Source organism: Actinoplanes sp. NPDC049802 (assembly GCF_040656595.1).
Classification (GTDB): Bacteria; Actinomycetota; Actinomycetes; order Mycobacteriales; family Micromonosporaceae; genus Actinoplanes.
This window is the reverse complement of record NZ_JBFAMR010000127.1, coordinates 1-13,697: the sequence shown is the minus strand read 5'-3', so window position 1 is coordinate 13,697 and position 13,697 is coordinate 1. Positions and strand designations below refer to the sequence as shown.

Genomic DNA, 13,697 nt, shown 5'->3' with positions numbered 1-13,697 from the left:
AGAGGGCCGTCCCCGAAACATCTCGATCAGCATTTCGTGCAGGTGCGACGGCATGACAATTACCGTACCGCTAGTTGCTCCATGAAGCTAGGCACCAGACAGGTGTTCTCATGCCGGGGGCTGCCGGCGGGATGGCCGCCTCACCCCTTCCGGAGTTTGAACGCGCCGAGGGCCGGGGGTCAGTTCCAGGTGGGGAGGGGCCGGCCGGGTTGCTTCGTGTTCAGGTATTGCAGGACCTTGCGGCAGTCCAGGTTGGGTGAGCTGTATGTGTTGCCCCGCAGCTTCTCCATGAGCGGCAGGTCGCCGTGAAGCTGATCGTCCTCGTGGTGGCAGGTCAGCCGGGTGTCGACGGCGGACTGCGGGATGCGCATCACGTATCGGGTGTCGGCGTGCAGGATGGTCAGCCACTCCTCGGTCTCGGAGATCGGGTAGCCGACGAACCGGCTCTCCGGGCGCACCTGGAGATCGTTGACGCCGTCGCCCAGGTCCTGCGTGGAGGTCACCGTGGTGCCGTTGATCAGGAAGGCCTGCGCGGACACCCACGGTGCCCCGAGGCTGTTCATGAACTGGAACGCCAGCGCGGCGGCCCCCAGGTAGACGACCGAGAGCCCCTGCCAGCCGGTCAGCCTGTGCCCGCGCGTGATCAGCGCCTCCTGACCGGAGCGGGCCCACCGGTGACGGAAGTGCCGGATCACCAGCTCCACGCAGAGGGCGGCCAGGACCACGGCCAGGCAGCGGAGCAGGTAACGGTACGGCGAGGCCAGGGCGGTGACCGCGGCCACGATCAGGATGAGTGGCCAGAGCGCCGGCTGGATGCGGGCCCGGAAGCGGACCGCGAACCAGACCGTGCCCAGGGCGATCGCGGGCAGCACGTAGTACGCGTAGATGGTCACCGTGCCGAGCGCCACCTGCACCGGCGTCGCCGCGAGCAGGGCGGTCGTGGTGGTCAGCGAATACCGCGCCACCCCGTAGATCTTGATGAGGAACAGCAGCAGGAGCAGAGCCGACCCGACCGCGACCAGCTCACGGGTGCTGATCCGGCCTTCCGGCTCGGGGGATCGGGCCGGCGGAGGCGCCGTATCGTCCGGTGTGGATTGAGGGCGGCGCATCGTGACCGTGTCGGTGCTGGTCAGATGGCGGGTGCGGGGACGTTTCCTCGGTTGTGCCATCGCCGGTCGGCCTCTCTGAGATCCCGGTCTCCGACGGGGAGTCCCAGGGTAGGCATCGATGGCAACGACACGCCAGATACGAATCGGCGCCGCTGTCCTCTTCGGAAGAGAACCCCGTTTCCCCGGAGTTCCGATGCCGCTGACCCCGGCCGGCGTTCACGACGTCCGCCTCCGCTCATCCTCGGTTCTCGCCGGGAGAGGTGTGTGCGGAGGGAACGCTTCGCCCGTACCCTCGCCGGGTTTGGGGGAAGGGTGAGGCCCGCCCACCGGAAGCGGTGGACGGGCCTCGAGCCGTGATCGGAGGGGGTTACTTGAGCGCGCCCTCCATGATGCCGCGGACCAGCTGGCGACCGCCGATGAGCAGCAGGACGATCAGCGGGACCGTGGCGACGAAGGCGCCGGCCAGCACCCGGCGGTAGATCACGTAGTTGCCGCTGGCCAGGTCGGACAGGGCGACCATCGATGTCGGGAAGTCGGTGCCGTTCAGCGTGATCAGCGGCCACTGGAAGTCGTTCCAGGTGGCCACGAAGGTGAGCAGGCCGAGCACGGCGAGGGCCGGGCGGATGGCCGGGACCACGACGGTCCAGTAGATCCGCAGGGTGAGCGCGCCGTCGATCCGGGCCGCCTCGACCAGTTCGTCCGGGATCGCGTGCCCGATGAACTGGCGCATGTAGAAGACGCCGAACGCGCTGACCAGGCCGGGCGCGATGACCGCGATCAGTTGACCGTTCCAGCCCAGTTTGCCCATCAGGATGTAGAGGGCGACCACGCCGAGCTGGTTCGGCACGGTCAGGGTCAGGATGACGATGAACATCAGGACGTTTCTGCCCTTGAAGCGCAGCTTGGCGAAGGCGAAGCCGGCCAGCGAGCAGAAGAACAGCGTCGAGGCGGTCACCGCGAGCGCCACGATGAGGCTGTTGATCAGTGACGCGGTGAAGTAGACGTCCTGAAGGGTGAAGACCTCCTTCAGGTTCACCATCAGCTGGTCGCCGGGGATCACCGACGGCGGCGACTTCATGACGGCCTCGTCGGTGCTCGTCGCGATGACGAACATCCAGTACACCGGGAACGCCGAGACCATCAGGATCGCGAACAGCCCGAGGTACGACTTCCAGGTGCCGGGAGTGTCCTGCGGGGCCCGGCTCAACAGGCGGGTGCTCACTTTCCGCCTCCCAGGCGCCGGGTGGCCAGCGCGTTGATCGCGGCCACGATCAGGATGATGAGGAACAGCGCCCAGCTCATCGCGGCCGCGTATCCGAGGTTCAGGTCACGCCAGCCGACCTTGTAGATCAGCTGCGCGATGGTCCGCCACTGGTGGTCGTAACCGCCGTTGGCCAGCGCCGGGTTCTCGTCGAACAGCATCGGCTCGTTGAACAGCTGGAGCCCACCGATGGTGGAGAGGATGACGGTGAACAGCACCACCGGCTGGATCATCGGCACCGTGATCCGCCAGAGCTGCCGCCACGGGCCGGCGCCGTCGACCGCCGCGGCCTCGTAGACGTCCTTCGGGATGGCCTGCATCGCGGACAGGTAGAGCAGTGCGTTGTAGCCGATCCACTTCCAGTTGACCATCGTGGCGATGGCGATCCAGCTGCTCCAGGTGGTGGCCCGCCAGTCGAGCGGCTGTTCCTCGCCGAAGCCGACCAGCGACAGCAGCCAGTTGGCCATGCCGTAGTCACGGCTGAAGAAGACCGCGAAGACCAGGGTCGAGGCGGCCACCGGGGTGACGTACGGCAGCAGCACACCGATGCGCCAGAACGTGGCGCCGCGCAGCTTGCGGTTCAGCAGGTTCGCCAGCATGAGCGCGATGAGCAGCTGCGGAACCGTGGACAGCACGAAGATGCCGAACGTGTTGACCAGGGCGTCCCAGAAGTCGGTGTCGCTGAACAGCCGGGTGTAGTTGTCCAGCCCGGACCAGCCGTTGAGCTCCTGGTCCATGATGCGCCAGTTCCGCAGCGACACCACGAAGTTGAAAATGATCGGAAACAGCCCGAAGATCACGAAAAGGATGAAGAACGGCGCGATCAGCAGGTAGGGCACGGTCTTGGTGTCGAAGCGGTAGAGCCAGAACTTCGCGCGCGGCGGGGGCGCGTGCTTCGGCTCCTCGGTCCGCGTCACACGGACGTCGGTGAGCGACACGACAACTCCTCTTACGGGCCGGAAGGCGGGACGGCTCGGTGGCCGCCCCGCCGTACCGGAAAGGTTCGGATCAGGACTTCGAGGCCTTCTCGGCTTCCTTGACCGCCTCAGCCCAGGCGTCGGCCGACTTCAGCTGGCCCTGCTGCACTCGGTTGATCACGTTCTCCACGGCGACCCGGGTCGGGCCGTTCTTCTTGCCCAGGTACTGCGGCTTCAGGTTCTCCGCGGTGGTGGCGAAGATCTGGCCGGTCGGGGCGTTGGTGAAGAACTCCTTCTTGTAGTCCAGGATCTCCTTGTTCTTGTACAGCTCCGGCTGCGACGGCAGGTTGCCGACGGTCTTGAAGACCTCGATCTGCTGCTCCGGCTGCACCAGCCACTCGACGAACTTGTAGGCCTCGTCGACGTTCTTGCCCTGCTTGGGGATGGTCCACCAGGAGCCGCCCCAGTTACCGCCGCCACCGGGGATCGCGGCGATGTCCCACTTGCCGGCCTGGTTCGGCGCGGTCTTCTGGATGTGGCCGAGCATCCACGCCGGGCAGGCGAGGACGGCGAACTGGTCCTTGGTGAAGCCCTGGTCCCAGTTCGGCTGGAAGCTGGCCAGGTTGGCGGAGAGCCCGGCGTCGATCGCCTTCATGGCGACGTCGAAGCCGGCCTTCGGGCCGCCGTCCATCTGAAGGGCTTCCTGCTGGTCGTAGAAGCCGACCGGCTGCTGCGACAGGACCGGGTTGAAGAGGTTGGTCGCCGAGTCGACGAACTTCTTGCCGGTCTTCGAGGTGTAGGTCTTGCCGGTCTCGATGAACTGGTCCCAGGTCGTCCAGAGCTTGGAGACCTCGTCCCGCTCGGTGGGCAGGCCGGCCGCCTTGAACAGGTCGGTCCGGTAGCACATGGCCAGACCGCCGACGTCGGTGCCGAGACCGATCTGCTTGCCGTCGGCGGACTGCGAGGCCTGCCACTTCCACGGCAGGTACTTCGACTCGAAGCTGCTCGCGCCCTTGTCCTTCAGGTTCACGAACTGGTCCGCCTGGCTGCGGAACTGAACGATGAAGCCCTCGTCGACGGCCGAGATGTCCGGGGCGCCGGAGCCGGCGACCAGCTTCTTCTGCAGGTCCTCGTGCTGGGCGTTGTACTCGCCCGAGTTCAGGACGATCTTCACGTTGGGGTGGTCGGCCTCGTACTTGGCCTTGAGCTGGTCGAGGCCCATGTCACCCCAGAAGTTGACCTTCAGGGTGACCTGGCCACCCTCGGCGCTGGAGTCGTCGTTGCCCTCCAGAGCCTGGCCGCTGCAACCGGCGATGGCCAGCGCGGCGGCGAGGCCGACGGCCCCCACACGCGCGGCGCGACGTCCGAAACGTTCCATGTCATTCCTCCGCAAGGAGATGCGCATCACTGAACCGGGTAAGTTGTGGGAACCGTAAGCCCGGCTTTCACCCGTGTCAATAGCTGGTTACGGGCACGCTCCCAGTGCTACCCAAGCCGGATTTTTCGGACGTCCCGCTAATCAGTGGTTTACATTGTCCGATGTGTGCCGTAACACTTAACCGATCAAGCGGCTGTAGAACGTCGAGGGACGCCGAAGGCGTGCAACCAGCGCCCGATAAGCTCGGCGGCAGTGGGGACAGAGGAGACTGAGTGAAACGGCCCACGATCGCCGACATCGCACGGCGGGCGGGCGTGTCCAAGGGCGCCGTGTCGTATGCGCTGAACGGCCAACCCGGCGTCTCCGAGGCGACCCGCAAACGGATCCTGTCGATCGCCCAGGAGATCGGGTTCAACGCCAACAGCGCCGCCCGGGCCCTGTCCGGCGCCCGCGCGCGGGCCGTCGGCCTGACCCTGTGCCGGCCCGCCCGGCTGCTCGGCATAGAACCCTGGTTCATGGGCCTGATCAGCGGTTTCGAAGCCGAGCTGGGTGAGCGGTCGTATGCGCTCACCCTCCAGGTGGTGGCCACCCCCGAACAGGAGGTCGAGGTCTACCGCCGCTGGTGGGGCGAACGCCGGATCGACGGCGTGATCGTCACCGACATCCGGGAGAACGACATCCGCATCCCGGTCCTCCAGGATCTGCAGCTTCCGGCCATCGTCATCGGCGGCCCCGGCGACACCGGCCCGATCGCCCAGATCTGGTCCGACGACGCGGGCGCCATCACCGAGGCGGTCCGCTACCTGGTCGCCCTCGGCCACCACCGGATCGCCCGGGTCAGCGGCCCGCCCGGCCTGCTGCACACACAGAACCGGACCAAGGCCTTCGAAGGCGTCTGCGTCTCGCTCGGCCTGGACAACGCGCTCACCATCCCGGCCGACTACACCGGCGAGGAAGGCAGCCGGGCCACCCGGCGCCTGCTCATCGGCGGCGACAAACCCACCGCGATCATCTACGACAACGACGTGATGGCCGTCGCCGGCCTCGCCGTGGCGCAGGAGATGGGGCTCTCCGTCCCCGGCGACCTGTCGATCGTGGCCTGGGACGACTCGCCGCTGTGCAGCCTCGTCCACCCACCGCTCACCGCGCTCAGCCGGGACATCTCGGCCTACGGCGCGCAGGCCGCCCGGGAACTGCTCAACGCCATAAACGGCACCAAGGTCGGCAACGTGGAGGCGGGCCGGGTGCACCTCACCCCACGCGGGAGCACGGCACCGCCCCGGTAGGCCCTCGCCGCCGGCGGCCGCCGGGCCGGCCGGCAGGCCCTCATCGCCGGTGGCTCTCCAGGTACGCCTCGACGCGCTCGGCCGGCCCCGGATGGCCGAGCGCGAATCCCTGGCCGTACCGGCATCCCGCCGCGACGGCCCGGGTGACGTGCTCACCGGTCTCCAGGCCCTTGGCCACCACGTCCAGTCCCAGCCGGCGGCCGAGGCTGACCACCACGTCCAGCACCGCCGGGCCGCCGCCGACCACCGCCTCGGACGGCGGATCGATCAGCGCCCGGCTCAGCTTCAGCATGTCCACCGGCAACCGCCGCAGATGCGACAGCGACGTCTGGCCCGACCCGAAGTCGTCCAGCGCCGCCCGGACACCGAGTTTGCGCAACCCGGCCAGCGCGGCCACGATCGCCGGCACGTCCTCGGCGATCCAGGTCTCCGCCACCTCGACCACCAGTCGTTCCGGGGGCAGGCCGTACCGGTGCAGGATCGTCGTGACCCGTTCCGGGAAGCGGGCCGTGAGCAGCTCACGCGGGCCCACGTTCACGGAGAGCCAGAAGTCGTCGCGCACCGACCAGGACGCCAGCCGCCGGCAGGCCTCGTCGAGCACCCACTCATCCAGTTCGGCGGTGATCCCCAGCGACGCGGCGATCGGCAGCAGCTCCCGCGGCGCGACGGTGCCCAGATGCGGATGCCGCCAGCGGAGCAGCGCCTCCACCCCGGCCGGCGGGTGACCGTCGCGCAACTCCACCACCGGCTGGAAGACCAGATCCAGCTCGCCGCGCCCGGCCGCGCCCAGCAGCTGCTGCTCCAGCTCCATCCGGCGGTGCAACTGGATCTCGACGTCCGGGTCGTACCACTCGACCCGGTCACGGCCCAGCTGACGGGCCCGCTGCCGGGCCAGGTCGGCCTGGCGCAGCACGTCGTCCGAGTCGGCGCCGCCGGACAGCTCGGCCAGGCCCACGCTGGTGTAGAGGGTCACCGTCGCCCCGGGCAGCGGATACGGCTCACCCAGGGTGGTCACGATCCGGGCCGCCAGGGCGTACGCGGGCACCGCCGACTCGCTGGTCAGCACCGCGAACTCGTCACCGCCCAACCGGGCCGCCACGTCCTCCCCACCGAGCAGGCCGCGGATCCGGCGGCTCACCTCGATCAGCACCGCGTCGCCGATCTCCCGCCCCCGGGTGTCGTTCACCTCGGCCAGCCCGTGCAGGTCGATCACCAGCAGGGTGCCCTGCCGGCCGGCCCGGCGGCGAAACGCCAGCAGGTCCCGCATCAGCGCCCGCCGGTTCGCCAGCCCGGTCAGCTGGTCCAGGTAGGACAGGCGGGTGAGGGTGCGCTCCAGATGCCTGCGCTCGCCCACGTCCCGTACGTGCACCACGAGAGCCGCCACCTCGGGCACCGCCCGCTGGTCGGAGATCGTCGACTCGGTGTCCCGCCAGAGCCGGGCCCCGTCCCGCAGCCGGGCGTTCACCAGCACCGGCGGCCCACCCTCGTGCTCGCCGGCGAGCACCGACCCGATCACCGCGCCCGCGTCCGCCGCGTCGTCCGGGTGGATCAGCTCCTGGAACGCCCGGCCGATCACCTCCTCGTCCCGCAACCCGAAGAGGCGGGCCGCCGCCGGAGACTGCCAGCGCACCGTGAGCCGCTCGTCCAGTACCAGGGTCAGGTCGGTCGCCCCGGCCACCAGGGAACGGAAGTGCGCCTCGGCCACCCGCAGGCGACCCGCGTACCGGCGGATGTCGCGCACCACGAGCAGCTCCCGCACCACCAGGACGCTGACCATCACGAGACCGAAGACGACCGCCTCCGTGTCGAAGTCCCGGACCGTCACCAGGTGCCAGATCGCGGCCACCACGCCGACCGCGGCCGGCACCGCCAGCAGCGGATAGCTCGCCAGGTACTGGTCCGGGTGGCGGGGCTCGAGCGGTGGCAGCGGCAGGTCACGCCGGGACCCGCCGACCGCCGACGCGGCCAGCCCGCCCACCACCAGCGCAGTGGCCGCCCACAGCACCGTCCCGGAGGACCGGAAGGCGAGCATGCCCAGCCCGATCAGGACCAGCGACGAACCGGCGCCGCACCACATGGTCGGCACCGGGCGGGGCCGGGCCCGCAACACGATCACCGTCACCATCGCGACACCACCGGCCGCGATCAACAGCGCCGGCACCGTGTCCGGCCGCCGGGTGGCCGCCGGGATCAGGTACGCCGCGAAACCCAGGCTCACCCCGAGCCCGACCCCGTCGAACATCCGCCGCAACCGGACCACCCAGTCCCGGGCCGCGCCCGGCAACAGCGACGTGCCGATCACGAAACAGGCGGCGGCGACAGCCAGGACCGCCGTCAGCCAGAACACCGGGCGCCCCGGAACCCACCACAGGATCGGGCCGGCCGAAGCCGTCGCCAGCGCGCCCATCCCGACGAAACCGGCGCCCCGGCACGCCACGAACGTGCCGTCGGCGCGGTGGATCGACAGGGCCACACGGATCAGGACGGCGGCCGTGCACAGGCCGGCGAGGGCGATCACCGGCGCCGCGACAACGTGGCCGGGTGGCACAGCGGTCATCGGGCGGTCCTCTGCTGTCGGCCCGGCGGACCGGGGTGGGGCGGAGCAAGAGGGAAAGCTGCACCGGGTCAACGAGGGTCCCCGGATCGGGTTACGGCACGGCGTGTCGCGGTCCCACGAACGGAATCGTCGGACATCCAGCGATGACGGTCAACTCGTGGGGGGACGCGACGGGGTCCGGCACCGGCGTCGCGCGTACCGGGTGGGAGGATGGGGGGTGTGAGCCGTCGTCCCGTTCTCCGCGTCCGCAAGTCCGGCGCCGTCCTGGTCGCCGCTTTGATCGCGCTCGTCGGCACGGTCCCGCTCGCCGGCTCGTCCCGGCTGCTGGCCCCGGTGCTGTTGATCCCGCTGGTCGTCCTCGTCTGGGCGTGGCGGGCCGGCACCGACGTCCACCCCGGCGAACTGCGGGTGCGCGCCCTGTTCGGTGGCAACCACATTCCCTGGAGCCGGATCGTCGAGCTGGCGCCGGACCAGCGTGGCCGGGTCTCCGCCCTGCTCGACAACGGCAACGTCATCCGGCTCACCGGCGTGACCCGGGACAACCTGCCGCTCGTCCTCGAGGCCGGCGGCCACCCGGTGGTCCAGCGGAGCGCCGCCGATCAATGATCGCCAGCGGTTCTGTCGGACGACGCGGCTACCCTGGTCGGCAGTAGTCGAAAGGGGTGGGTTGACGTGCGACTCCGCCGGGTTCGCGCCGTGGCAGTATTGTCCGGCGCCGTGCTGGCGCTGGCCGCGGGCTGCAGCTTCGGTCCGCCTGGCCCGGACCAGGCCGGCTCCCCGCCCAACCTGCCCCGCCCGTCGGTCGCCCCGACCGCCGGGCAGGACGACGGTGAGCGCGAGGTCGCCCTCACCGTGCTGGCGAAGAAGCTCGAGGTCCCGTGGGGGATCGCCTTCCTGCCCGACGGTGGCGCGGTGGTCACCGAGCGGGACACCGCACGGATCCTGAGGATCGGCCCCGACTCGACCGCCGACGGGCTCAAGGTCACCGAGTTGCGGCGGCTTACCGAGGTCGCGGCCGGTGGCGACGGCGGGCTGCTCGGGATCGCCGTCTCCCCGAATCACAAGACCGACAGGACCCTCTACGTCTACTACTCGACCGATCAGGACAACCGGATCGGCAAGATCGCCGGGGACGGTCCGCTCCAGCCGATCCTCACCGGCATCCCCCGGTCCGAGGAGCACAACGGCGGCGCCCTCGCCTTCGGGCCGGACGGCTTCCTCTACGCCGGGACGGGTGACGGCACCGCCGACAGCCGCCAGGCACAGGACCCGAAAAGCCTGGGCGGCAAGATCCTGCGGATCACCACGGCCGGAAAGCCGGCCCCCGGCAATCCGGTCAAGACGTCCCCGGTGTGGTCGTCCGGCCACCGCAACGTGCAGGGTCTCGCCTGGGATCAGACCAAGAGGATGTTCGCGACCGACCGCGGCCAGCCCAGGACCGCCGAGCTGAACGTGGTGGGAAAAGGAAAGAACTACGGCTGGCCCAAAGCCGACGGGACCGGGAGCAACCCGAAACTCACCAACCCGCTGATCTCCTGGCCCGCCGACACGTCGTCCTGCGCCGGGGTCGCCACGTTGGAGAGCCTGGTCGCCACCGCGTGCGTGCTCGGTCAGAAACTGCAACTGCTCAACGTGACCGGCAACGGCACCGTGCTGGGCAGTCCCCAGGAGCTGCTGACCGACGAGTTCGGCCGGTTGCGTGCCCTGGCCGCCGCGCCCGACGGCTCGTTCTGGGTGGCCACCTCCAATCAGGAGGACGCCGGCCGGCCCGGTCCCGAGGACGACCGCATTCTCCGGCTGGTCTTCTCCGACGGCGGCGCCGGCCGGAGTTGACGGCCATGACTGTTTCGCGGCGATCCGGATCGGGCAGGTGAGGTCCCGATGAGCCAGGCTCCTACGGACCAGGAGCCGCCCGCGTGGCGCAGGCGCCTGCGTGCGGCCGCCGCGTCCGTCCGCGCGGTCCTGTCCCGCTCCCCCACGACCGGCAGGGCTCTCCCCGCCGTCGCTGAGCCCGGCGCGGACGGATCTTCCGCCGGCACCGGACGCTCCGCCGGCGACTCCGCGTCGTCCGGCGCCGAAGCCTCCTCCACGGCCGGTGAGCCTTCCGACGCGGCCGGCGGGCGTCCCGCCTCGGCCGGCGGGCGTCCCGCCTCGGCCGACGGGTCTCCGGGCAGGGCCGTGGGTGTGGTTCGCCGGGCGATGCGGCCGGTCCGTGCCGCCCATCGGCCCGTTCGCGCGGCTGCCGGGCTCACCGGGCGGGTGGTCCGGCACCGCTGGGCACGGCGGCTCCGGGTGGCGGCGGCGGTCGCGCTGACCGCGGTGATCGGTTCGATGACCGGCGTGATGCTCTTCGCCCGCGCCGACCTGAACGTCGGCCCGTTCAGCGCCGAGATGTCGGTGACCCCGTCCGTACACGGCGGCACCGAGGTGAACATCCCACCGCTCGGCTCGCTGCATCTGGACAGCCACCGCGGCCCGGTCCACCTGCGGGTGGCCCTCGGCTCGCTGGACCAGAGCCGGACCGAGGCGCTGATCGACAACCCCACCGCCATCAGTACGGCAGGCGAGCGTGCCGTCGACGAGGTGGTCATCGGCGTCACCCGGCTCGCCCTGCGCACCCTGGGCCTGGCCGTGCTGAGCGCGCTCATCCTGGCGGCGCTGATCTTCCGCGACACCCGGCGGACCGCGGCGGCCGGCCTGACCGCACTGGTCGTCACCGGCGGCAGCCTGGGCCTGGCCGCCGCCACCCTGCGACCGGATTCGATCAGCGAGCCCCGTTACGAGGGTCTGCTGATCAACGCTCCCGCCGTGGTCGGTGACGCCCGCCGGATCGCCGACAACTACGGCCGCTACTCGGAGCAGCTCCAGACCATCCTGGGCAACGTGAGCCGGGTCTACTCGACGATCTCGGTGCTGCCGGTCTATGAGCCGGCCGGCAACACCACCCGCCTGCTGCACGTCTCCGACCTGCACCTGAACCCGTCGTCGTGGGGTCTGATCCGCACCGTGGTGGAGACCTTCGAGATCGACGCGGTGATCGACACCGGCGACATCGTCGACTGGGGCAGCAGCGCCGAGACGTCGTACGTGGCCTCGATCCCGTCGATCCAGGTGCCCTACATCTACGTGCGCGGCAACCACGACTCGACGGCGATCCAGGCCGCCGTGGCCCGCCAGAGCAACGCCGTGGTCCTCGACGACGGCCTGACCGAGATCGACGGTCTGACGATCGCCGGTATCGGCGACCCCCAGTTCACCCCGGACAAGAGTGAGACCAACGAGGCCGGCGACGACTCCGGCCCGGAGCTCCTGACCGCCGCCGGCGACCGGCTGGCCCGGACGATCCGTGACTCCGGCAAGAAGGTCGACATCGCCCTGGTCCACGACCCGGCCATGGCACAGCCCCTGTCCGGCGTGGTGCCCCTGGTGCTGGCCGGCCACAAGCACAGTCGCTCGGTCAGCACGCTGCCCGCGCCCACCGCCCCCGCCACGGACCCGTCGGCGTCGGCTTCCCCGGCACCGTCGGCGTCCGCCGAGCCGCTGCCGGCCTTGACGACCCGTCTCATGGTGGAGGGCTCGACCGGCGGCGCCGGCCTGCGCGGCCTGGAGGACGAGGACCCCACGCCGCTGAGCCTGTCGGTCCTCTACTTCGACGAGAACAACGAGCTCAAGGCCTACGACGACATTCAGCTGGGCGGGACCGGGGAGTCCAACGTCGAGATGCAGCGCAATGTCATCGGCTTGGAGCCGGACCCGGTCCCCACTCCGGCGCCGTCGGGCCCGTCGCCGCAGCCGTCGCGCTGACCCGAGCCCGTCCACGGTCCGTTTGCCCGCCGCCCTCCGACACCCGCTCGGGCCCGGCTGTCAGGAGATTTCGCGGAGCTTCACGAGCAGGGTGCCGGTGTCCATTCCCTGTGGGTCGATCTCGATGGTGTACGTGCCGGCGGACGTGCTGAAAGCCAGTTCGGCACGCGGGCGTTCGCTGCTCAGGGCACCGGCGACCGCTTCCAGGCCGATCGGTGTGCGGACTCGCAGGTACGTCTCCTCGGCGGTGGTCAGGGTGGTACGGCGAGCCGTCAGGCGGAACCGGTCGCCCTCGGCGGCGCGGAACGTCACGAAGGCGCGTTCCCCGGCCCGGCGCAGCGTGATGCTGGCCGGCGGGGCGCCGGGTGTCAACCGGGCCGTCACGGCGCCGACCATCTGGACGGTGATCGTGCCGGTGTGCCCGGTGTCCGGGTTGATCTCGATGGTGTGCAGCCCGGCCGCCGTGGTGTCGAAGTCCAGGGTCCGGTGATCGCTGTCGATGCCGACCGCGCCACGAGTCTCGACCTCGCCGTTCGCGTCGTACACCGAGAGATCGGTGTACTCCTTCTTCGGCATGCTGCCGCGCCGGGCCACCAGGGTCACGTGCCGGCCGGCCGGGGACGGGAACGTCACGAAGGCCCGTTCGCCCGGCTTCGCGATCGTGACCTCTCTGGGCGGGCCCCCGAGGGACAGCCTGTCCCAGGTGGCTCCCCGAAGGCTCAGCAGAAGTGTCCCGCGCTCCTTGGCCCGGGACTTCACCTCGACGGTGTAGCGGCCGCTCGCCGGCGCGGTGAGGTCGACGCTCACGGCGGGCCAGGTGTTGATCAGTGTCCCCTCGGCGACGGCCGCACCGCCCCGGCGGATCACGAGGTCGGTGTTGTCGGTCGCGGTGAGGGTGCGGCGCTCCGCCAGCACGGTGAGCCGCTGCCCGGCGGTCGCATCGAACCTGACGATCGTCGGCCGACCGATATCGATCAGCACCCCGGGACCGCCGAGGAGAAGGGGCTCACCCAGCGCGCCAGCGGTGTCTGACGACACCCCGCCACCAGCCTGCCGGGTGCCTGCCGTCTCGGTCCCCATCGCCGGAACAGAGTGCCCGTCGGGAGCGGATTGCTCGGCCGTCATCGCCGCCACACGAGCCTCACCGACGATGAACGGCCCGCCGGTGGAGTTGAGAGCGGCTATCACCACGGAACCGAGCAAGCCGAGAACGACGGAGACTGCCATTGTGGCAGAATATGACAAATCGGCAACCCTCAGGCTAGATCAGCCGTTTCGCCAGCTTCGCCCGCACCGGGCACCGGGCACCGGGCACCGGGCACCGGGCACCGGGCACCGGGCACCGGGCACCGGGCACCGGGCACCGGGCACCGGGCACCGGGCAC

General features: G+C 70.3%; 10 protein-coding genes. 4 read left to right on the top strand and 6 right to left on the bottom strand.

Annotated elements, in window-relative coordinates; translation table 11 throughout:
* Positions 1-179: 179 nt before the first annotated feature.
* From AB0I88_RS39635 to AB0I88_RS39620, 4 genes are all read right to left on the bottom strand, one after another.
* Complete coding sequence (locus tag AB0I88_RS39635; protein ID WP_361037160.1) at positions 180-1,169, bottom strand: hypothetical protein; 990 nt, start codon at positions 1,167-1,169, stop codon at positions 180-182.
* A gap of 307 nt (positions 1,170-1,476) precedes the next feature.
* A complete protein-coding gene (locus AB0I88_RS39630) occupies positions 1,477-2,331 on the bottom strand; it encodes a carbohydrate ABC transporter permease (RefSeq protein WP_361037158.1) in 855 nt (284 codons plus the stop codon).
* The gene (locus AB0I88_RS39625) at positions 2,328-3,308 is read right to left on the bottom strand and encodes a sugar ABC transporter permease (RefSeq protein ID WP_361037156.1); all 981 of its coding nucleotides are present in this window, start codon (positions 3,306-3,308) and stop codon (positions 2,328-2,330) included. The genes AB0I88_RS39630 and AB0I88_RS39625 overlap by 4 nt, the downstream gene beginning before the upstream one ends.
* Positions 3,309-3,378: 70 nt before the next feature.
* Positions 3,379-4,665 carry an extracellular solute-binding protein gene (locus tag AB0I88_RS39620; RefSeq protein ID WP_361037154.1) on the bottom strand — a complete coding sequence of 429 codons (1,287 nt, stop codon included), beginning with the start codon at positions 4,663-4,665 and terminating at the stop codon, positions 3,379-3,381.
* 272 nt (positions 4,666-4,937) lie between these two features.
* On the opposite strand from AB0I88_RS39620, the gene AB0I88_RS39615 reads away from it, so the two are divergent.
* A complete protein-coding gene (locus AB0I88_RS39615; protein WP_361037152.1) occupies positions 4,938-5,951 on the top strand; it encodes a LacI family DNA-binding transcriptional regulator in 1,014 nt (337 codons plus the stop codon).
* A gap of 40 nt (positions 5,952-5,991) precedes the next feature.
* Here AB0I88_RS39615 and AB0I88_RS39610 read toward each other — a convergent pair whose 3' ends face one another.
* A complete protein-coding gene (locus tag AB0I88_RS39610) occupies positions 5,992-8,508 on the bottom strand; it encodes an EAL domain-containing protein (protein ID WP_361037150.1) in 2,517 nt (838 codons plus the stop codon).
* A gap of 219 nt (positions 8,509-8,727) precedes the next feature.
* Here AB0I88_RS39610 and AB0I88_RS39605 point away from each other — a divergent pair, with 219 nt between their 5' ends.
* The 3 genes from AB0I88_RS39605 to AB0I88_RS39595 all read left to right on the top strand — a co-directional run bounded on the left by AB0I88_RS39605 (position 8,728) and on the right by AB0I88_RS39595 (position 12,312).
* Positions 8,728-9,114 (top strand): PH domain-containing protein, encoded by a 387-nt coding sequence (locus AB0I88_RS39605; RefSeq protein WP_361037148.1) that lies wholly within the window; start codon positions 8,728-8,730, stop codon positions 9,112-9,114.
* 66 nt (positions 9,115-9,180) lie between these two features.
* Positions 9,181-10,341, top strand: a complete 1,161-nt coding sequence (locus AB0I88_RS39600) for a PQQ-dependent sugar dehydrogenase (RefSeq protein ID WP_361037146.1) — start codon at positions 9,181-9,183, stop codon at positions 10,339-10,341.
* A 366-nt stretch (positions 10,342-10,707) separates the two neighbouring features.
* Positions 10,708-12,312, top strand: a complete 1,605-nt coding sequence (locus AB0I88_RS39595) for a metallophosphoesterase (RefSeq protein WP_361037162.1) — start codon at positions 10,708-10,710, stop codon at positions 12,310-12,312.
* A 60-nt stretch (positions 12,313-12,372) separates the two neighbouring features.
* Here AB0I88_RS39595 and AB0I88_RS39590 read toward each other — a convergent pair whose 3' ends face one another.
* Positions 12,373-13,539: a PPC domain-containing protein gene (locus tag AB0I88_RS39590; RefSeq protein WP_361037144.1), complete on the bottom strand. Its 1,167-nt coding sequence runs from the start codon at positions 13,537-13,539 to the stop codon at positions 12,373-12,375.
* Positions 13,540-13,697 lie beyond the last annotated feature (158 nt).

What these genes read in the sequence shown, in the direction of transcription:
- AB0I88_RS39635 (WP_361037160.1), bottom strand. Translation starts at nt 1,169, where the DNA reads ATGGCACAACCGAGGAAACGTCCCCGCACCCGCCATCTGACCAGCACC.
- AB0I88_RS39620 (WP_361037154.1), bottom strand. Translation starts at nt 4,665, where the DNA reads ATGGAACGTTTCGGACGTCGCGCCGCGCGTGTGGGGGCCGTCGGCCTC.
- AB0I88_RS39610 (WP_361037150.1), bottom strand. Translation starts at nt 8,508, where the DNA reads ATGACCGCTGTGCCACCCGGCCACGTTGTCGCGGCGCCGGTGATCGCC.
- AB0I88_RS39595 (WP_361037162.1), top strand. Translation starts at nt 10,708, where the DNA reads ATGCGGCCGGTCCGTGCCGCCCATCGGCCCGTTCGCGCGGCTGCCGGG.
- AB0I88_RS39590 (WP_361037144.1), bottom strand. Translation starts at nt 13,539, where the DNA reads ATGGCAGTCTCCGTCGTTCTCGGCTTGCTCGGTTCCGTGGTGATAGCC.